This window comes from Enterobacter cloacae complex sp. CARB60 (assembly GCF_036487345.1).
Taxonomy (GTDB): Bacteria; Pseudomonadota; Gammaproteobacteria; order Enterobacterales; family Enterobacteriaceae; genus Enterobacter; species Enterobacter asburiae_D.
Genome location: NZ_JAZKLC010000002.1, coordinates 1,917,624 through 1,937,126 on the forward strand (window position 1 = coordinate 1,917,624; position 19,503 = coordinate 1,937,126).

The following is a 19,503-nucleotide window of genomic DNA, read 5'->3' on the forward strand; positions in this document are numbered from 1 at the left end:
ACACACAAGGAACGATATGAAACTTTGGCTATCGGGTTTGGCACTTCTGGCGGTCACCTCCACCGCGCAGGCTGAGAATTTCCGCATCGTGCAGTCTCCTGCGCAGAAGCTGGATATCTGGATCGACAACATTAAAGACAATACGCCGCAGAGCTGGTGTAAGCCTGAGGTGGCGCTGCGTATTGTGGCGAACGGCAAGAAAGACGTCTCCGTGCTGGAGAACTTTGTGCCGCGTCTTGGCTCCCTGCTGGAACACCAGTGCAGCAAAGTGAATAAACTTAGCTGGACGCTCAACGATCCGGCGGGTACCACGCTGGCGCAGGGCACGGCAGGCAAAGCGCAGGACTGGGCGCTGGTGGTGAAACAGGAGCAGGCCGCGCCCGCTGCGACCGTCACCGCAACCCCAGCTAGCGGCGCGTTATTGCCGCCAGACCAGAACGTGGCGTCCCGCACCGTCGCCGCCGACCGCACACCGTGGCAGGAATTTACCCTGCAGGACGGCTGCCACCTTCGCACCTTCTGGGAAGGGGGCGCTTCCGCTCCGGCGCTCTTTATTCCGGATTCTGACACCACCCGCTGCGGTAACGGCAGCTGGCTGAGCGGACACACCGTTGTTTCGCAGTCCCGCAGCGGCGGACAGAAAGAGATGGCGGTGACCTACATCCATGGCTTCCCGGTGACCGGACTGAATCAAAGCGCCGATCCTGAAAACGCGCTGATCACCTCCGTCAACAAGGAGCGCATGGTATTCAGCACGCCAAACAGCGACCAGAGCTGGATGATCCTGCCTTACGATAGCGCCCTGAACAGCTGGAAAAGCAACGGCACCGTAGCGGTAGAGATTTCCCGTGAAATCGCCAGCGATGACGCAAAGCTGCAGGCGCGTATCGCGGCGGTGAAAAAGACCTGGAGCGCCTGGGTCGCACCCGGCACGCCGCTGAATATCGTTCTGATTGATACCCTGCGTCCTCAGCTTCGCGATCCGGCCGTCGGCGCGTGGCGCGCGGCGAATTAAGGAATGGCTATGAATACGCTCTATCAACGCCTGGCGGGCGAGTCGCTCAGCGATGCGCTGGCGCGCCTTGAGGCTGAAATCAAAGCCCGTCCGGCGGATGCCGACCTTCGCGCCGCGTTCGTGCAGTTTTTAACCCTCAGCGGCAACTGGGCGCGTGCGCTGACCCAGCTGAAAAGCTGGCTGGCGCTCAAGCCTCAGGCGAAGCCCACCGTCACGCTGCTGGAGCAGTCCATCCAGGGCGAGCTGCAGCGCGCGCAGGTGATGGCGGGACAGGCGCGTCCGGCTATGCCTGAAGCCCAGTGGCCGTGGCTGACTGCCCTGGCCGCGGCGCTGAACGAGAAGGGCGAGCGCGCCCGGGCGCTGCGTCTGGAGGCCCTTGAACAGGCTCAGGCAAACCCAGGCGGCATCACCCTCGAAAACGAGGAGACGCAGGCCTTTGACTGGCTGATGGACGGCGATGCCCGCCTCGGCCCGGTCTGCGAAACCATCGTCAACGGCCGCTATTTCTGGCTGCCGTTTAGCGCTATCGCGGAGATCCGTTTCCAGGCGCCTGCCAGCGTGACCGATCTGGTCTGGCGTCACGCGCTGGTGCGCCTGACCGACGGTACGGAGCAGGTGTGTCAGATCCCGGCGCGTTATCCTTTTGCTGCCGATGCCCCTGATGCTGTCAAGCTGGGCCGCACCACCGAATGGCAGCCGCTCGACGAAGACGGCACCCTTTACGAAGGGATGGGCCAGAAAGCCTGGCTGAGCGAGCAAAGCGAAAGCCCGCTGCTGTCCTTAAGCCTCGTGACGTTTGCGACGGACGGAGCCGATGAGTAATCCCGCTGGCGAAGGCGATCTGCTGCGCAGCGGCTGGCAAGCCCGCAGCAGGCAGGAGAAGGTGGGGGCGCGCGACAAGATGCAGCCCTCGCTGCTGGATCGCCTCACCGATAACGACCCGGAAAAAAAGCGCGAGTCGGCCAACAGCAATCTGATCACCCACGCCGCCCTGCGCCGCAATGTGCTGCGCGATCTGCAGTGGCTGTTTAATACCATTAACCACGATGCCTCCGGCGATTTGAGCGCCTTGCCGCACGTGAACCGCTCGGTGGTCAACTTCGGCGTCGCGCCGCTGGCCGGAAAGAGAATGTCGGATATCGAATGGCACGATATCCAGCGCAAGCTCACCGAGGCCATCATCAATTTTGAGCCGCGCATTTTGCCGCAGGGGCTGCAGGTCCGCTGCGTGTCGGATACCTCCTCGCTGGATCTGCACAACGTGCTCTCCATCGAGATTAAAGGGCGTCTGTGGTGCGTGCCGTACCCGCTGGAGTTTCTGTTTCGTACCGATGTCGATCTGGAAAACGGCCATTTTGAACTGAAAGATGCGGGGTAATCATGGAAAGTAAACTGCTCGAATACTACAACCGCGAGCTGGCCTACCTGCGCGAAATGGGGGCCGAGTTTGCCGAACGCTACCCTAAGGTCGCCGGACGGCTGGGCATGCGCGGCATCGAAGTGGCGGACCCGTATACCGAACGTCTGATGGAGGGCTTCGCCTTCCTGACCTCCCGCGTGCAGATGAAAATGGACGCGGAGTTTCCGCGCTTCTCCCAGCGTCTGCTGGAGATGATTGCACCTAACTATCTTGCGCCCACGCCGTCGATGGCGATCGCGGAGATTGAGCCCGACAGCAGCCGGGGCGACCTGAGCAAGGGCTTTATCGTGCCGCGCGGCACCATGATGGACAGCCTGGCGCTGAAAAAAACCGGCGTGACCTGCAGCTATACCACGGCGCACGAGGTCAACCTGCTGCCGCTGAAAATCGACAAGGTCGAGCTGGGCGGAGTGCCCGCCGATCTGCCCCTGGCGCAGCTGGGGCTGAGCCAGCGTGGGATCGGCAGCGCCTTACGGATCCGCATCGCCTGCGACGGCCCGCAAAACCTCGGGCACCTGGATTTCGACCGCCTGGAATTTTTCCTCGGCGGTCCGGACATTGAAGCCCTGAAGCTGCTGGAGCTGGTGATGGAGCACCACGCCGGGATCGTCTGTCAGACGGTCAGCCAGCAGCCGCAGCGACGGCTGCTGGCGTCGGACGCGCTGCGCCAGGAGGGCTTTGAGCCTGACCAGGCGCTGCTGCCGGACGATCTGCGCAACTTTGATGGCTATCGCCTGCTGCAGGAGTATTTCGCCTTTCCGGCCCGTTTCCGCTTTATTAGCCTGAGCGGTCTGAGCACGCTCATCCAGCGCTGTGAAGGCGAAAAAGCCTTCGACATCTTCATTCTGCTGGATAAGTCGGATGAACAGCTGGAGCGCGTGGTCGATGCCAGCCATCTGGCGCTGCACTGTACGCCGGTCATCAACCTGTTCCCAAAGGTCGCGGCGCGGCAGAAGCTCAATGAAGGCCAGCATGAATACCATCTGGTGGTCGATAACATTCGTCCGCTGGATTATGAAATTTACGCGGTCAAAAAAATCTATGGCAGCGCGGACGGTCAGCGTGATGACCAGACGTTTCGTCCATTCTGGAGCACCTGGAGCGGCGATGCGGGCAACTACGGGGCCTATTTTTCCCTGCGCCGCGAACAGCGCGTGCTGTCCGAGCACGCCCTGCGCTACGGTACCCGCACCGGCTATATCGGCTCGGAGGTCTTTGTCTCGCTGGTGGATGAACAGCATGCCCCCTGGCAGGAAAACCTGCGCTACATCTCTGCCGAGGTGCTCTGCACCAGCCGTGACCTGCCGCTGATGCTGCAGCAGGAGCTCGGGCAGTTCATTATGGCCGACTCCATGCCGGTGAAATCCCTCACCCTGCGCAAAGGCCCGACGCCGCCGCGCCCCGCGCTGGCAGAAGGGTTCAGCACCTGGCGGCTCATCAGCCAGCTGCAGATGAACTACCTCAGCCTGATGGACAGCGAAGACGAAGACGGTGCGGCCGCGCTGCGCCAGCTGTTAGGGCTGTACGCCAACCTGGCAGAAACGCCCGTTGCGCGTCAGGTGGAGGGGGTACGCCACTGCGTGCTGGAGCCGGTTCACCGCCGCGTGCCTGAACCCGGCCCGGTCGTTTTCGCCCGCGGGATCGGCATTACCCTGACGGTAGATGAGCGCGCCTTTTCCGGCGCCAGCCCGTGGCTTTTCGGCAGCGTGATGGAGCGTCTCTTTGCCCGTCTGGTGTCCATCAACAGCTTTACGGAGTTCACCCTGAAAAGTCAGCAGCGCGGCGAAATTGGCTACTGGGCGCCGCGCATGGGTAAAAGGGCGCTGATATGAGTGACGCTGCCACTGCACCGCTGCGCGTGCATCGCCTGACCCGTCTGCCGGATACGTTCTGGAGCGGGGTCCGCGAGACGCCCTGGCGCTACGATCTGTTTCAGCTGTTAAGGCGCATTGATGCCCAGGGCGGCGAGCGCTACCCGCTGGGACGCGCGCCGCTGCCGAAATTTGAGCCGCTGCGCATCGGCCAGCAGCCGTCGATGAGTTTTGCGCCGTCGACGCTGGCCCAGGTGCGTCAGCGGGAGGAAAGCGGGCTTCATGAGGTCTCTATCCTCAGCTTCGGCCTGTTTGGCCCGAACGGCCCGCTGCCGGTCCACATGACCGAATACGCCCGCGAGCGTATTTATCATCATCAGGACACCAGCCTCAGCGCGTTTGCCGATCTGTTCCATCACCGCCTTGCGCTGCTGTTTTACCGCGCCTGGGCGGATGCGCAGCCGACCGTCTCTCTGGATCGCGCCGATAACAGGCGCTTTGAGGGCTACCTGGCGTCGCTGATTGGCATGGGCCAGCCGGGTCAGATGAACAAAGGCAGCCTGAGCTCGCACGCCCGCTTTACCCACGCCGGACACCTGACCCGTCACGGGCGGGATCCGGAGGGGCTGGAGAAGATCCTGCGCAACTATTTTAAAGCGCCGGTTAAGCTGGTGAGCAACGTACCGCAGTGGATGCCGCTTTCCACGCGCGAGCAGGCGCAGCTTGGCGCAGGACGCCGCATGCCGCGCATGGGTGAGTCCGCTTTTCTCGGCGTCGCCGTCCGCGACGTTCAGCATAAGTTTCGCATCGACATTGGCCCGCTGAGCGCGGAGGAGTACAACCGTTTTCTGCCGGGGGAAGCGTGGGTCACCGAGCTGCGCGACTGGGTGCGTCAGTACGCCGGGGTGGAGTTTGAATGGGAAACGCGGGTGATCCTGCGCGAAGACGCGGTGCAGGGCACCACGCTCGGGAGCGCCGGGCGATTAGGCTATAACACCTGGCTGGGCCTTCAGCCGCAGCCTGTCCCGCGTGGCGATCTGGTGTATCGCGCAGAGCGGTAATCCTTCCGTATACCGAATTATTGTTAATGGAAACTAACATGTCAGAAATTAGCCGTGCCGTGCTTTTCGGCAAACTGGATACGCTGTTATTTACCTCTCTGGAAAGCGCCACTGCGTTCTGCAAGCTGCGCGGCAACCCCTACGTTGAGCTGGTGCACTGGCTGCATCAGCTGATGCAGCAGCAGGATGGCGATCTGCAGCAGGTCATTCGCCACTTTGCCCTCGACGAGCAGCAGCTGACGCGCGATATCGTTGCGGCGCTGGATGTCCTTCCGCGTGGCGCCAGCTCAGTTTCCGATCTCTCCGAGCATATCGACAGCGCCGTGGAGCGCGCCTGGGTCTTCGGCTCGCTGAAGTTTGGCGTCAGCCGTATTCGCGGCGGCCACCTGCTGATCGGCATGCTTAAAACCTGGAACCTGGCCAACGTCCTGAAAAGCATCTCATCGCAGTTCACCCGCCTTAACGTCGAGGTGCTGATTGAGCAGTTCGATACCATCTGCGTCAACAGCAAAGAGACGCAGCAGGCCGCTGCCGACGTCGATGCCCCGGCGGGTGCGGTACCGGCGGCGCAGGGGACGCTGGCCCAGTACGGTCAGGACCTGACCGCCCGCGCCCGCGACGGGAAGATTGACCCGGTTGTCGGGCGCGACGAGGAGATCCGCCAGATGGTGGATATCCTGATGCGCCGCCGCCAGAACAACCCGCTGCTGACCGGGGAAGCCGGGGTCGGCAAAACGGCCGTCGTTGAAGGGCTGGCGCTGCGTATCGCCGACGGCGACGTCCCGGAGCCGCTGCAAAATATTCAGCTGTGGCTGCTGGATATCGGCATGCTGCAGGCTGGCGCAGGCATGAAAGGCGAGTTTGAGGCCCGTCTGCAGGCGCTCATTAATGAAGTCCAGTCCAGCGCCACGCCAATCATTCTGTTTATCGATGAGATCCACACCCTGATTGGCGCAGGCGGCCAGCAGGGGACCGGCGATGCGGCGAACCTGCTGAAGCCTGCCCTGGCGCGCGGACAGCTGCGCACCATCGGGGCCACCACCTGGGCGGAATACAAAAAGTACATCGAGAAAGACCCGGCGCTAACCCGTCGTTTCCAGACGGTGCAGGTTCACGAGCCGGACGAAGCGAAAGCCATTCTGATGCTGCGCAGCACCGTGTCGCCGCTGGAGACGCACCACCAGGTGCTGCTGCTCGACGAAGCGGTCAGCGCGGCGGTGAAGCTGTCGCATCGCTACATTCCGGCGCGTCAGCTGCCGGACAAAGCCGTTGCGCTGCTCGACACCGCCTGCGCCCGCGTCGCGGTCAGCCAGAGCGCGCCCCCTGCGCAGCTCGAAGACTGCCTGCGCCATCTTGCCGCGCTGGACGTGGAAATTGAGATTGCTGAACGCGAAGCGCGCGTCGGTGCCGGTGAGGCCAATCGCGTGACCGCTTTACTCGACGAACGCGACGCGTATGAAACAAAGCGCGAAGCCCTGGCCCAGCGCTGGGAAGAAGAGCGCAGCCTGGTGCAGGAGATTATTCGCCTGCGCGCGGCGCTGTTCGCGGCGGGCGATGAAGACAGCGCCGAGCTGCGCGGCCAGCTGGCGGAACAGCAGCAGGCGCTGAACGCTTTACAGAGTGATGAACCGCTGCTGTTTGCGGCTGTGGATGAAAACGTGGTTGCCGCGGTGGTCTCTGACTGGACCGGGATCCCGCTGGGCCGGATGGTGAAAAACGAGATCGACGCGGTGCTCAACCTCGCCGACACGCTGAACCAGCGCGTTATCGGCCAGCGTCACGGTCTGGATCTCATTGCCCGCCGCGTGAAAACCTCGCGGGCGAAGCTCGACGATCCGAACAAACCGGTGGGCGTCTTTATGCTGTGCGGCCCGTCCGGCGTCGGTAAAACCGAAACCGCGCTGGCGCTGGCGGAATCCCTGTACGGCGGCGAGCAGAACGTTATCACCATCAACATGAGCGAGTTCCAGGAAGCGCACACCGTTTCCACCTTAAAAGGTGCGCCTCCGGGGTACGTAGGGTATGGTGAAGGCGGCGTGTTAACCGAGGCCGTGCGCCGCCGTCCGTACAGCGTGGTGCTGCTGGACGAAATTGAAAAAGCGCACCCGGACGTCCACGAGATCTTCTTCCAGGTCTTTGATAAAGGCTGGATGGAAGACGGCGAGGGGCGCCACATTGATTTCCGTAACACCATCATTATTTTGACCTCTAACGTTGGCACCGACCTGATTAGCGCCATGTGCGCCGATCCGGAGCTGATGCCGGAGCCTGAGGCGTTAAGCGGCGCCCTGCGCCAGCCGCTGCTGGAGGTATTCCCACCGGCGCTGCTGGGCCGCCTGCTGGTGGTGCCGTACTACCCGCTCAGCGACGAGATGCTGGGGCAGATTGTTCGCCTGCAGCTCAAGCGCATCCAGCGTCGTCTGCAAGAGAATCACAGCATTATTTCTGAGTTTGACGACAGCGTGGTGGAACAGATTGTTCAGCGCTGTACCGAGGTGGAGTCCGGCGGCCGCATGGTGGACGCTATTCTGACCAACACCTTGCTGCCTCAGATGAGCCAGATTTTACTTACCGCCAGCCGCAGCGACGAGCAGTACCGACGTCTGCACGTCACCTGCGAGCAGGGCGAGTTTCACTGTCAGTTTGCCGCGTAATAATCATCAAGAGAACTGTAAAAGATGACGGATAATGATAACAATCGGACTGTCCCAAACGCGCTCCCGGTCGGGTACCGCTTCAACGAGTTTGAAATCAAAGAGGTGATCGGCGGCGGCGGTTTTGGCATTGTCTATCGCGCGTGGGATCACCAGCTCGAACGCACTATCGCTATCAAAGAATTTATGCCTTCCTCGCTCGCGGTGCGCGGCGACGACATGACCCTCGTGCTGCGCAGCGAGCGCTTTGGCAAAGCGTTTTCCGCAGGCCTGAACAGCTTCATTCAGGAAGCCCGTCTGCTGGCGCGCTTTAACCACCCGAACCTGCTGCACGTCCTGCGCTTCTGGGTGCAAAACGATACGGCCTACATGGGGACGCTGTTTTACAGCGGCACCACGCTTTCTCGCCTGCGCGAAGAAAAGCCGGAGCTGATCAACGAAGCCTGGATCCGCCGCACGCTGCCGATGCTGTTCGGTGCGATCAAGACCATCCACAACGAAGGCTACCTGCACCGCGACATCTCTCTGGATAACATTCAGATCCAGGATAACGGCCTGCCGGTGCTGCTCGATTTCGGCTCCGCGCGCCGCACCATCGGTAACCTTTCCGACGAAACGGAAACCATGCTGCGCCCGGGCTTTGCGCCGATTGAGCAGTACACCGACGACAACGAAAGCGAGCAGGGCCCGTGGACGGACATTTACGCCCTTGGCGCGGTGCTGCGTACTCTGATTGTGGGTTCTCCACCGCCGGTCAGCGTGGTGCGCTCGATTCAGGATACCTGCAAACCGCTGGTCGAACTGATGCCGCAGGGCTATTCCATTCCGCTGCTGCAGGCCATCGACCGCGCGCTGGCGCTGCACATGGAGGACCGTCCGCAGTCAATCGACGAGTTCGCCGCGCTGATAGAGATGCCGGTCGCCGGGATCAACGACGTGCTGACGGCGAAAAAGCCCGGCACGATGCTGGTTCCGGTCGAAGACGAAAAACCGGCTTCGCTGCTCGACTGGCGCCGCTACAAGGTCCCGGGCATGGTTGCCGCGGGCCTTCTGGTGGGTGTTGTCGCCGGGGCGCTGCTGTTCAGCGGCGGTAACGATGCGCCTGAGCAGGCTGCACAGGCACCGGCAGAGACGCGTCCGGCTGAAACCGCCGCGAACGCGCCGGACGTGAAGCCAGAAACGGCGAAGGCTAACCAGCAGGCGACGGCGCAAGAGACTCCACCGCCTGTCGACGCTAGCCCCGTTGCGTTGGTCTATATCCGCATCCTCGACGGCGAAACGCTGAAAGTGAACGGCGAGCCAAAAGCGTTGCGTCCGGCGGCCAACGGCTATGCATCGCTCAAGCTGCCAGCCGGTGAAGTGAGGATTGAGCTGCAGGGCAACGGAAGAACGCGTGGCCAGACGCTAGATATCACCAAGCCTGGCACCTGGCTGGTGAATCCTTAGGAACGTACGATCTTCGAGCCCAGGGACTTATTCCAAAGGTGTTCGATGATTGTTTCTCCTCTTTACGTACAAAATCTCATTAGAATTAAATGCCCAATTGGCTCAGGAGCGGTGGTCTTAATTGACCACCCACAGTGAAAAACAACCGGGCTTTTTTTCTCCGACCTCGGGGAGTGAGATGAAGCGAAGATGCGGAATTCCATTTTTTGTAAATGATAATAACGTTCGTAAACTAAAAAATGTCGCGCATTTAAAGAGTAAAATAGGGTATTTCTGGGGAAGCATGGATCTTCTCGCCATTTTACTTTATTGCGTGAATTCAGTTCGCCACGACAGAATCCCATTCATTTCTGACGCAAAAGCGTTTAGTGCTTCGTTGCATTATTATACAGATGATGGTTTTAGCATTTTGGTCATGCTTTTTTTTGTGCTTGACTTACTTTTATTACTCTCTTTGTTTGCTTCGGCCTGGGTATTCTTTAAACGAAAGAACGGAGCGGTTAAATTTGCCCTTGCTCAGGAATTATTTCGTTTGATTTCATTCAGATGCTCGGTCTCATTTTTCCCTCTTTTAGTAAGCATGTTTGATGTTTCAAACATCTGGTTGAATGTTGGGTTATTTGTCACTTCAGAGACACTGAAAATCTACTCTCTTGTTTTTTGGATGAACAAGAGGGAAAAGCCCCTTTCTTGAATGACGCTTTATCACAGATGCGAACCTTTTTTCTGCATCGCATAAGCTAGATGGAATAAAGATTATGCTCAACCGAATTACCGTTCAGCTCCCGGTGGAGGGGCTTCTGTTCTGGAAACTGACGGGCCGCGAGGCGATGTCCGAGTCGTTCGCGCTGACGCTGACCGTGCTCGGCACGGACGCGCGCATCGACCGCAGCAAGCTGCTGGGCCAGCCGGTCACGGTGACCATCCCGACGCAGAGCCTGCTGACCTCCCGCTATGTTAACGGCAAGATTACCCGCGTGGCGGTCAGCGCCGTTGAGCTGACGGGCACCCGCTACGCGGTCTACCAGCTGACGGTGGAGCCGGACCTGTGGCCGATGAAGCGCGACCGTAACCTGCGTATCTTCCAGGGGCAGACGGTGCCGCAGATTGTGAAAACCCTGCTGGGTGAGCATCAGGTTAACGTTGAGGATAAACTCACCGGTAGCTACCGGGTGTGGGACTACTGCGTGCAGTATCAGGAGTCGAGCCTGGACTTCATCAGCCGCCTGATGGAGCTGGAGGGGATTGCCTATCACTTCAGCCACGAGGCGGATAAACACACCCTGGTGCTCACCGACGCCGCCACGCAGCATCAGCCGTTCAGCGGCTATGAGGTCATTCCTTACCACCAGACGCCGTCAGGCGGCAGTACGGATGAAGAGGGCATCAGCCAGTGGGCGCTGGAGGACAGCGTGACGCCGGGGATTTACAGCCTCGACGACTATGACTTCCGCAAGCCGAACGCGTGGCTGTTCCAGGCCCAGCAGAACCCGGCGTCGCCGAAGCCGGGCAGCATTGACGTGTACGACTGGCCGGGACGCTTTGTGGATAAAGGGCACGGGGAGTTCTATGCCCGCATCCGTCAGGAGCGCTGGCAGGTTGAGCATCAGCAGATTCAGGCCACCGCGACGGCGGCGGGGATTGCGCCAGGGCACACCTTCACGTTAACCAACGCGCCGTTCTTCAGCGACAACGGTGAGTATCTGGTGACGGCGGCGGGTTACCACCTCGAAGAGAACCGCTACGCCAGCGGCGAGGGGGAGACCATTCACCGCACCGATTTTACGGTGATTCCGTCGGCGGTGGTGTACCGTCCGGCGCAGACCACGGCGTGGCCGCGCACCTACGGCCCGCAGACCGCGAAAGTGGTGGGGCCGAACGGCGAGAGTATCTGGACGGACAAATACGGTCGCGTGAAGGTGAAGTTCCACTGGGACCGCCTGGCGAAGGGCGATGACACCAGCTCCTGCTGGGTGCGCGTGTCGAGCGCGTGGGCGGGCCAGGGCTACGGCGGGGTACAAATCCCGCGCGTTGGCGATGAAGTGGTGGTGGACTTTATCAACGGCGATCCGGACCGGCCGATTATCACCGGTCGCGTGTACAACGACGCGAGTATGCCGCCGTGGGCGCTGCCGGCGGCGGCGACGCAGATGGGCTTTATGAGCCGCTCTAAGGGGGGCTCCGTGGACAACGCCAACGCCCTGCGCTTTGAGGACAAGGCGGGCGCAGAGCAGGTGTGGATCCAGGCCGAGCGGAATCTGGATATTAACGTCAAAAACGACGAGTCGCATTCTACTGAAAAAAATCGTACTCAGTTTGTTGGCGAAGATGAAACCTTGCGGGTAGCGAAAAACCAGAAATCAGGTATTAAAGGCGATGTGATATGCCTGACGGGTAAGAGCCGAAACGATAAAGTGGTTAACAACTTTATCCTTTCCGCAGGTAATACACTGAGACTGGAATGTGGTGAAAGTGCTATCGAGCTATCAAAAGACGGCAGCGTTAATATCATTGGGAATAACTTTAACTTTACTGCAAAAGAGAATGCGCAAATTAATACGCTTTCCGGTGAGTTGCATTTGAATCCTGATGATGGACGAAACGTTATCGATCCTCCTGGCGCATCCCATCAGGGTGAAATCCAGCAGGAAGTGGATAGTTTTTTTGTTATTAATGGCAATAAATAAGAGTAACCCGAATGGCTGAATATATTCTTCAGGAAGCATCCCTCGCCTTACCTGATGTGTTTAAAGACAGAACCATGAATTTATTTACCCTGAGTGATAACGGAGCCAGCGAGTTTACTTTTGTTGTTTCTCGTGCGAGTGCTAAAAACGAAGACAAAGTCCATGATGCGGCAACACGGCTGGTACGTGAACTGGAAATTACGGTGCCCGACTTTCGTCTCGAATCCTCTCAGATGACCTCTGTTGATGGTCTCCCGGCGGTTGAGCTTTTTTATCAGTTCAAAAATGATAATGCGATCATTTTCCAGAGGCAGACCGTTATTTTGCTCGGTGACCATCCTGGCGGCCAAAAGATGGTGTGTTATATCGGTACTTGCCCGGGCGAGTTTACCGATTATTATCATAATCAATATCAGGAAATTATCCGCAGTATTAAGTTCCACAAACCGGCTCAGACTGAAACCCAAGAAATGCTCGCTGCCGACAGCCAGGGGCCATTTTTTGCGCTTGATAGTGAGAGTAAGGTACTCAGTGTCTTTGAAAACATTCAGGAACTGTATGGACACCTTTCACTTCAGCGGGCGAAAGAGGGGCAATATTTGCTTTTTGAAAAGCGGGGGAAACCACTCAGTATTGCACCCGTTCCGGACAGCCAACCCCTTCGTTATGCGCTCTGGACGACTTCCTCTGACAAATCACATCACTTGCTTTCACAGCTTTCCGTATGCCGCCAGATCACTGGTTCTGACCAACTTAATACACCCGATCGGATACGCGGGTATCTGATGGCACAGCGAGCCGAATAGTTATGTCCGAATGTCTGGCCGCTCGCGTAGATGATGAGATTGCTCATACAGCCTCAAAAGGCTGGATGATCGCAGGATTGGTTGGTGGGGCAATTCTGGGCGCAGCTGCCGTTGTCGTCACCGGAGGGACCGCGCTGGTTGCTGTTTCCGCCGTTGCGGCTGGGGCATGTGCTGCGGGTGGGTTGGGTGAGCTCCTCGGCAGTATGTCATGGGCTCCACGCCATACTACCGGTACGCTAAAAAAAGGTTCACCCAATGTCTTTATCAACAGCCGAAAGGCTATCCGCGCTCACCTGTCAGCCGGAGAGTGTGATGAGCACAGCGGTAGCCTGCAACGGGTTGCGGAAGGTTCGATAAAAGTTTACATCAACAACTTTCCCGCCTCTCGCACAGGCGATAAGTTGACATGCAGCGCCGAGATTAGTCAGGGATCGCGTAATGTTATTATCGGTGGAAGCAAGGTTCAGACCGATGAAATAAGTCCTGAAATCCCGGAATGGGTGAACTGGACGATGCTCGCCGTTGGTGCCGGAGCGATGGCGGTGCTGGCCAGTCCGGCAATCGCACTTCTGAGTACACTCGGTGCGATGGGCGGTGGCACTGTGGGTAGCTACGCGGGTGGAATGCTGTTTGGCGAAGGCAGCGACGGTCAGAAATGGGGGATGCTGATCGGCTCCGTTATCGGCGGCGGGGCTGGCATGAAGGGAGGGGCAAGGTTTGATGCGTGGCGGGCTGGTAAGCCTGTTCTCGAACCGGTTAAGCCAAATATTTCGGCCCGAAGAGCTGAACTTAATGAAAAATTTGGACGCACGGGCGATCTCAATAAAGATATTAATATCCGTGCAAATCAAAAAATTGTTGATGATTTTATGCGTTCTCAGGGTGTTGAAGAAAGTAAAATACCAGCTTATCGCAGCGGTATAGATCTTGAGCAGAGAGTGACAATTGAAACAATCAATAAAGGGAAAATAGCTTATCAGAATCAATCCCCAGGGAATTGGCAAGGAAATTGGTATTCACTTGATGAATCGACCCCTGCCACAAAACTTGGAATTAACCCAGAAGGACAGGTCAGGGATACAGGGTTAATTGTTCCTAAAGAAGTAAAACCTTATCAGGCGCAACAAAAAGTAGAAATGCTTCGAAGTAGTGCCACACCAGCCTTGGACACGTGGTCTGTACCAGACAAACCTTTCCAGACAGAAGGCGGTGGGATACAATGGTTTACCACTAAGCGTGATATTTGGACTCCATATAATGAATGACATGACAGCTCTAAATTATGTTGAAAAAGCATTAACTTTAGCAAAGAAGAGATATGCCGAGGTCAAAAGTCTCAATCCCAACTCCCCGATTTTACAAATGTACGACTCTATTGTGCAACAATTATTATTTCTACGGGATTTAATCGAAGGCAAGGAAAAGGATAAGGCGAAATTATGGAAAATGACGTTCGGTATGTATGCAGCGAAAGAGTTTGATAATTCGGATGAGTTGTTTTTTGAAAGATTGTCGGATGCCTGGTTTATTGTTGATCAAATCCGCCGAGGATTAAAGGTTAGGCTGCCGCATGAGGTTGATGCCAATTACAGAATAAAGCAACAAAATCTTAAAATGAAATATCCTAATGAATTTTAGGTTTTGACATTAAATATATTTTATTATGGGTGAGTGGTGATTTATTTACATGCTAATTTGAGTATATTGTTTAAATATGTAGATAGATATCGTAAGTATTTACCTGTTAGCAGTCGTTCAGTCCAGCAGAAGATGCAGTATAAATATAATGATAATCTATTAGAATCATCTTTTTATTGCGATGCACAAAAACAATGGGACTTAACACCATCATGTAACATCTCACTAGCGGAATCGCGAGATCGTGCTGTTGGTGCGCTTATTGGTCTTGCTGTTGGAGATGCTGTAGGGACGACGCTCGAATTTTTACCTCGTGACAAAGCACACGTCAAAGATATGACAGGTGGTGGGCCATTTCGACTTCGCGCAGGCGAATGGACGGATGATACATCCATGGCATTATGTCTTGCGGAAACGCTTCTTGAGAAAGGTGATGCTGATACTATATGCTTCAGGAATAAGCTTCTGGAATGGTATCAGCATGGTTATAACAGTTCAAATGGCGTCTGTTTTGATATAGGTAATACAACGCGATTTGCTTTAGAACAATATTTAACAATTGGCCCAGGATGGAGCGGCAATACTGCGCCAGAAACTGCAGGTAATGCTTCTATTATCAGACAAGCCCCTGTCTCTATTTTTTTTAGAAAGTCATTAAGCAAAGCGTTTTATGAAGCTAAAAAACAGAGTATCGCAACACACGGTGCCGCGGAAGCAATAAATAGCACACAGTATTTAAGTTATTTGCTTGTGCATATGATTAACGGTAGCAATAAAGATTTTGTTTTTTCTCCGCACGTTATGCCGCTTCAGCCACGCGTAATGATTATCAACGCGGGTGAATATAAGCAAAAAACTCGCGATCAGATTCGTTCAAGTGGTTATGTTATCGATACGCTTGAGGCCGCAATGTGGTCCGTATGGAATACTGATAATTTCCGCGATGCGATTCTGCTGGCCGCCAATCTTGCTGATGACGCTGACAGCGTTGCGGCTACAGCGGGACAAATAGCTGGAGCATTATATGGTTATTCCGGTATTCCCCAGGAGTGGACAAATAAACTCGTGCAACATGAACGTATCGCTAAAATGGCAGGTGAGTTATTCGATAGAGCACCTGAGGACAATTTTTTATAATTGTATAATCCCTATGGCACGGCTATTTTCCCGTGCCTGATATTTGGTCAGTTAAAAAAATCTCTTCCAGTCAATAGGTGGTGGGGTAAAGTATATTTTCAATATAAAACATATGTTTAAGATTGCTCATGAATAAAGTAGATTATACCGAGCTGAATTATATCAGTGATGCCCTTGATATAATTAATCAACGATTGGAAGCAAAACCTGATTTTTCACTGTATGTTATGGTGAAGTGCCAGTTGGATTATATCAAATCAATTTTAATAGGTGCTGAAAAAGATAAAAGTAAATTACATGCATTGAATCTTGGAGTGCTCACGTCCAAAGAATTTGATACAACCGATGCCGAGCTTGCTGAGCATTTATCTAATGCTAATTATATAGCTTCGCAGATGGGGCAAGGATTAAAGATCATTCTTCCTCATGAACAAGATGTGGAATATTTGAAAAGACAAAAAAGATATCTCAAGTGATTAAGGTTTTTTTGTTTTAATGTCTGATAAGCTGTGAACATTCTAGTCCCGATTGGTTTTTTTTTACTGTTTGCATGGCGACTAATAAAAAATGAGTGGAGTATGAAAAGATGAAATGGATTGGTTGTATGTTTTTCATTCTTATCACTTTAGCATACATCTGGAATGGAAAAGATTTGTTCGGCAAAAAACAATGGTTCCTGGCTGGGTTGATGTTCGTTCTGGTGCTAGTGACTACGGTTGTTATTGGCTTTACGTTGAAATGGTTCGCTCAGTCAATGTCATTATTCTCCGTTGCAACGGCGAAACAATATTCGATTATCTTTTCCATGTCTTTTCTGTGTGTATGGGGATTAAAGGTTACCGTTGTGCTGCTATGCACGATTTTTCACGGGGTCATAGAGGCGCATAAAAAATACAATGCAGAAAATTATGAAAAAACGTCGTCTATAACACGCGTCGTTGCGCCTGGCTTGCTTTTCGTTGCTAAAAGCGTAGTTTCCCTGGGTGGCGTCCTTATGTTTTCAGGTTTATGGCTTAAATAAGCACGATATTAACTTAAAAATATCTCAGTGAAACTACAGGAAAAGTAGTTTTATTTTTTGGCAAGCGAAGTCAATCTTACAGCTACTCATTATCACATCAACGGCGTTTCCGCTTTGCATACTGAGATGAGTTAACTTCTGGCACTGAGATTCGTCCATAGTGGAATAAAGATTATGCTCAACCGAATTACCGTTCAGCTCCCGGTGGAGGGGCTTCTGTTCTGGAAACTGACGGGCCGCGAGGCGATGTCCGAGTCGTTCGCGCTGACGCTGACCGTGCTCGGCACGGACGCGCGCATCGACCGCAGCAAGCTGCTGGGCCAGCCGGTCACGGTGACCATCCCGACGCAGAACCTGCTGACGTCCCGCTATGTTAACGGCAAGATTACCCGCGTGGCGGTCAGCGCCGTCGAACTGACGGGCACCCGCTATGCGGTGTACCAGTTTACGGTTGAGCCGGACCTGTGGCCGATGAAGCGCGACCGTAACCTGCGTATCTTCCAGGGGCAGACGGTGCCGCAGATTGTGAAAACCCTGCTGGGCGAGCATCAGGTTAACGTTGAGGATAAACTCTCCGGCAGCTACCGGGTGTGGGACTACTGCGTGCAGTATCAGGAGTCGAGCCTGGACTTCATCAGCCGCCTGATGGAGCTGGAGGGGATTGCCTATCACTTCAGCCATGAGGCGGACAAACATACCCTGGTGCTTACAGACGCCGCCACGCAGCATCAGCCGTTCAGCGGCTATGAGGTCATTCCTTATCACCAGACGCCGTCAGGCGGCAGCACGGATGAAGAGGGCATCAGCCAGTGGGCGCTGGAGGACAGCGTCACGCCGGGGATTTACAGCCTCGACGACTATGACTTCCGCAAGCCGAACGCGTGGCTGTTCCAGGCCCAGCAGAACCCGGCGTCGCCGAAGCCGGGCAGCATCGACGTGTACGACTGGCCGGGGCGCTTTGTGGACAAAGGGCACGGAGAGTTCTATGCCCGCATCCGTCAGGAGCGCTGGCAGGTTGAGCATCAGCAGATTCAGGCCACGGCCACGGCGGCGGGGATTGCGCCAGGACACACCTTCACGTTAACCAACGCGCCGTTCTTCAGCGACAACGGTGAGTATCTGGTGACGGCGGCGGGTTACCACCTCGAAGAGAACCGCTACGCCAGCGGCGAGGGGGAGACCATTCACCGCACCGATTTTACGGTCATCCCGTCGGCGGTGGTGTACCGTCCGGCGCAAACCACGGCGTGGCCGCGCACCTACGGCCCGCAGACCGCGAAAGTGGTGGGGCCGAACGGCGAGAGTATCTGGACGGACAAATACGGTCGCGTGAAGGTGAAGTTCCACTGGGACCGCCTGGCGAAGGGCGATGACACCAGCTCCTGCTGGGTGCGCGTGTCGAGCGCGTGGGCGGGCCAGGGCTACGGCGGGGTACAAATCCCGCGCGTCGGCGATGAAGTGGTGGTGGACTTTATCAACGGCGATCCGGACCGGCCGATTATCACCGGTCGCGTGTACAACGACGCGAGTATGCCGCCATGGGCGCTGCCGGCAGCGGCGACGCAGATGGGCTTTATGAGCCGCTCTAAGGGGGGCTCCGTGGACAACGCCAACGCCCTGCGCTTTGAGGACAAGGCGGGCGCAGAGCAGGTGTGGATCCAGGCCGAACGCAACATGGACACCAGCGTTAAAAATGATGAAACGCACAGCGTCGGCGGCGAGCGCAGCCATTACGTGAAGAAAAACGAGCTGCATCGCGTGGAAGCTAATCAGATCCAGGCGGTGAAAGGCGGGACCGAGATCCTGACGGGGAAAGGCAAGCTGGATGCGGCGGTGGAGCAGTACGTTATCGCTTCCGGAACAAAGCTGCGGCTGGTCTCTGGTGAAAGCGCCATCGAGCTGAATGCTAACGGCAAGATTAACCTGATTGGCAAAGAGTTTAATTTCTTTGTGGAAGGGGATGGTCATATCACCACGGGCGGTAAGCTGCATCTGAATACCTCTGGCACCAAGCCGGGCACCACGGCTCCGGGGGCGGGGCATAAAGGGGATATTGATGCGGCGGTGCAGGCGAAATTTTCGCCACAAGAGAGCGCTAATCGTCCTGCCCCCGTTGCGGCTCCTGCAGCAGGCCAATCGAAACCGGCTCCTGCTTCAGCTTCAACAACAGCTCCCCCTTTGAAAGGTAATTATGTTTACAAAAATAGTCCGAATGGCTCAGATGTTATGCCTTTCAATGACGATGTTGTAAAAGAAATTAATAAGTCGCCTACCCTTCAAACTCAGTTAAAAGATTTGAAAGACAAGGGATGGGCGATTCAACCAGGTGCGACTGGTGGGGGGAGTTATACTGATTCGGATAATAAACTGATCGTTATGGATCCCGAACACATGGAAGACACAGCCAATACAGTACAAACACTGGCTCATGAAGCAGGGCATGCAACATATCCTGTTGCAGCGGACTATTCTAGTAAAGAAAACTTCGTTAACAGCCAGCTTATGGATGAAGGTGGTGCAACATTGAATAATATTAAAATACAGCGTGAAATCCTGGGAAATGGCGGTATTGATATTGATATAGCGGGAAGCCCTGAAAATCTCAAAGCTTACAATACTGCCTATGATAAAATGATAAGTGGTGAGCTGTCGCGCGTTGATGCAGCAAAAGCTATAGGTAAAGTCTATGGTAAAGGCGAAATAGCTTCGGGTACCGATCTCAACTACAGCGATTATTACGGGAGTTTCTATGGTAAGTAGAATGACAAAAAACGCCATCCTTTTTTTGCTCCCACTCTTTTCAACAT

General features: G+C 55.6%; 16 protein-coding genes. All 16 read left to right on the forward strand.

What is annotated here, in order from left to right; all coding sequences use genetic code 11:
- The first annotated feature begins 16 nt into the window (after positions 1 to 16).
- The 16 genes from V4835_RS10140 (at position 17) to V4835_RS10215 (ending at position 19,456) form a co-directional block, all read left to right on the forward strand.
- Positions 17 to 1,015 carry a hypothetical protein gene (locus tag V4835_RS10140; RefSeq protein ID WP_063143862.1) on the forward strand — a complete coding sequence of 333 codons (999 nt, stop codon included), beginning with the start codon at positions 17 to 19 and terminating at the stop codon, positions 1,013 to 1,015.
- A gap of 9 nt (positions 1,016 to 1,024) precedes the next feature.
- Positions 1,025 to 1,837: a type VI secretion system accessory protein TagJ gene (locus V4835_RS10145; RefSeq protein WP_331412079.1), complete on the forward strand. Its 813-nt coding sequence runs from the start codon at positions 1,025 to 1,027 to the stop codon at positions 1,835 to 1,837.
- Positions 1,830 to 2,393 carry a type VI secretion system baseplate subunit TssE gene (gene tssE, locus V4835_RS10150; RefSeq protein WP_063143864.1) on the forward strand — a complete coding sequence of 188 codons (564 nt, stop codon included), beginning with the start codon at positions 1,830 to 1,832 and terminating at the stop codon, positions 2,391 to 2,393. Before V4835_RS10145 ends, tssE begins: the two co-directional genes overlap by 8 nt.
- Before the next feature lie 2 nt (positions 2,394 to 2,395).
- Complete coding sequence (gene tssF / locus V4835_RS10155) at positions 2,396 to 4,267, forward strand: type VI secretion system baseplate subunit TssF (protein ID WP_331412080.1); 1,872 nt, start codon at positions 2,396 to 2,398, stop codon at positions 4,265 to 4,267.
- Positions 4,264 to 5,307: a type VI secretion system baseplate subunit TssG gene (tssG, locus tag V4835_RS10160; protein ID WP_331412081.1), complete on the forward strand. Its 1,044-nt coding sequence runs from the start codon at positions 4,264 to 4,266 to the stop codon at positions 5,305 to 5,307. The genes tssF and tssG overlap by 4 nt, the downstream gene beginning before the upstream one ends.
- Before the next feature lie 38 nt (positions 5,308 to 5,345).
- The gene (gene tssH, locus V4835_RS10165; protein ID WP_331412082.1) at positions 5,346 to 7,961 is read left to right on the forward strand and encodes a type VI secretion system ATPase TssH; all 2,616 of its coding nucleotides are present in this window, start codon (positions 5,346 to 5,348) and stop codon (positions 7,959 to 7,961) included.
- Positions 7,962 to 7,985: 24 nt separating this feature from the next.
- Positions 7,986 to 9,407, forward strand: coding sequence for a serine/threonine protein kinase (locus V4835_RS10170; protein ID WP_331412083.1), 1,422 nt, complete (start codon positions 7,986 to 7,988; stop codon positions 9,405 to 9,407).
- Positions 9,408 to 9,528: 121 nt separating this feature from the next.
- On the forward strand, positions 9,529 to 10,101 hold the full coding sequence (locus V4835_RS10175) for a hypothetical protein (RefSeq protein ID WP_331412085.1): 573 nt from the start codon (positions 9,529 to 9,531) through the stop codon (positions 10,099 to 10,101).
- 64 nt (positions 10,102 to 10,165) lie between these two features.
- Complete coding sequence (locus V4835_RS10180) at positions 10,166 to 12,094, forward strand: type VI secretion system Vgr family protein (protein ID WP_331412086.1); 1,929 nt, start codon at positions 10,166 to 10,168, stop codon at positions 12,092 to 12,094.
- Between the two features lie 11 nt (positions 12,095 to 12,105).
- The gene (locus tag V4835_RS10185) at positions 12,106 to 12,900 is read left to right on the forward strand and encodes a DcrB-related protein (protein ID WP_331412087.1); all 795 of its coding nucleotides are present in this window, start codon (positions 12,106 to 12,108) and stop codon (positions 12,898 to 12,900) included.
- A 2-nt stretch (positions 12,901 to 12,902) separates the two neighbouring features.
- Positions 12,903 to 14,165, forward strand: coding sequence for a polymorphic toxin type 46 domain-containing protein (locus V4835_RS10190; RefSeq protein WP_331412088.1), 1,263 nt, complete (start codon positions 12,903 to 12,905; stop codon positions 14,163 to 14,165).
- Positions 14,158 to 14,538 carry an immunity protein Tsi6 family protein gene (locus V4835_RS10195; protein ID WP_063143873.1) on the forward strand — a complete coding sequence of 127 codons (381 nt, stop codon included), beginning with the start codon at positions 14,158 to 14,160 and terminating at the stop codon, positions 14,536 to 14,538. Before V4835_RS10190 ends, V4835_RS10195 begins: the two co-directional genes overlap by 8 nt.
- A 36-nt stretch (positions 14,539 to 14,574) precedes the next feature.
- Positions 14,575 to 15,675 (forward strand): ADP-ribosylarginine hydrolase Tri1, encoded by a 1,101-nt coding sequence (tri1, locus tag V4835_RS10200; RefSeq protein WP_331412089.1) that lies wholly within the window; start codon positions 14,575 to 14,577, stop codon positions 15,673 to 15,675.
- A 128-nt stretch (positions 15,676 to 15,803) separates the two neighbouring features.
- On the forward strand, positions 15,804 to 16,151 hold the full coding sequence (locus V4835_RS10205; RefSeq protein WP_331412090.1) for an immunity protein Tsi6 family protein: 348 nt from the start codon (positions 15,804 to 15,806) through the stop codon (positions 16,149 to 16,151).
- 110 nt (positions 16,152 to 16,261) lie between these two features.
- On the forward strand, positions 16,262 to 16,696 hold the full coding sequence (locus V4835_RS10210; protein WP_063143876.1) for a hypothetical protein: 435 nt from the start codon (positions 16,262 to 16,264) through the stop codon (positions 16,694 to 16,696).
- Positions 16,697 to 16,870: 174 nt separating this feature from the next.
- Complete coding sequence (locus tag V4835_RS10215) at positions 16,871 to 19,456, forward strand: type VI secretion system Vgr family protein (RefSeq protein WP_331412091.1); 2,586 nt, start codon at positions 16,871 to 16,873, stop codon at positions 19,454 to 19,456.
- Positions 19,457 to 19,503: the final 47 nt, after the last annotated feature.

Bases quoted from the DNA above. Each gene is read 5' to 3' on its own strand.
- V4835_RS10145 (WP_331412079.1), top strand. From the start codon at position 1,025: ATGAATACGCTCTATCAACGCCTGGCGGGCGAGTCGCTCAGCGATGCG.
- tssG (WP_331412081.1), top strand. From the start codon at position 4,264: ATGAGTGACGCTGCCACTGCACCGCTGCGCGTGCATCGCCTGACCCGT.
- V4835_RS10215 (WP_331412091.1), top strand. From the start codon at position 16,871: ATGCTCAACCGAATTACCGTTCAGCTCCCGGTGGAGGGGCTTCTGTTC.
- V4835_RS10205 (WP_331412090.1), top strand. From the start codon at position 15,804: ATGAATAAAGTAGATTATACCGAGCTGAATTATATCAGTGATGCCCTT.
- V4835_RS10190 (WP_331412088.1), top strand. From the start codon at position 12,903: ATGTCCGAATGTCTGGCCGCTCGCGTAGATGATGAGATTGCTCATACA.
- V4835_RS10140 (WP_063143862.1), top strand. From the start codon at position 17: ATGAAACTTTGGCTATCGGGTTTGGCACTTCTGGCGGTCACCTCCACC.
- tssF (WP_331412080.1), top strand. From the start codon at position 2,396: ATGGAAAGTAAACTGCTCGAATACTACAACCGCGAGCTGGCCTACCTG.
- V4835_RS10180 (WP_331412086.1), top strand. From the start codon at position 10,166: ATGCTCAACCGAATTACCGTTCAGCTCCCGGTGGAGGGGCTTCTGTTC.
- V4835_RS10185 (WP_331412087.1), top strand. From the start codon at position 12,106: ATGGCTGAATATATTCTTCAGGAAGCATCCCTCGCCTTACCTGATGTG.
- V4835_RS10195 (WP_063143873.1), top strand. From the start codon at position 14,158: ATGAATGACATGACAGCTCTAAATTATGTTGAAAAAGCATTAACTTTA.
- tssH (WP_331412082.1), top strand. From the start codon at position 5,346: ATGTCAGAAATTAGCCGTGCCGTGCTTTTCGGCAAACTGGATACGCTG.
- V4835_RS10170 (WP_331412083.1), top strand. From the start codon at position 7,986: ATGACGGATAATGATAACAATCGGACTGTCCCAAACGCGCTCCCGGTC.
- V4835_RS10210 (WP_063143876.1), top strand. From the start codon at position 16,262: ATGAAATGGATTGGTTGTATGTTTTTCATTCTTATCACTTTAGCATAC.
- tssE (WP_063143864.1), top strand. From the start codon at position 1,830: ATGAGTAATCCCGCTGGCGAAGGCGATCTGCTGCGCAGCGGCTGGCAA.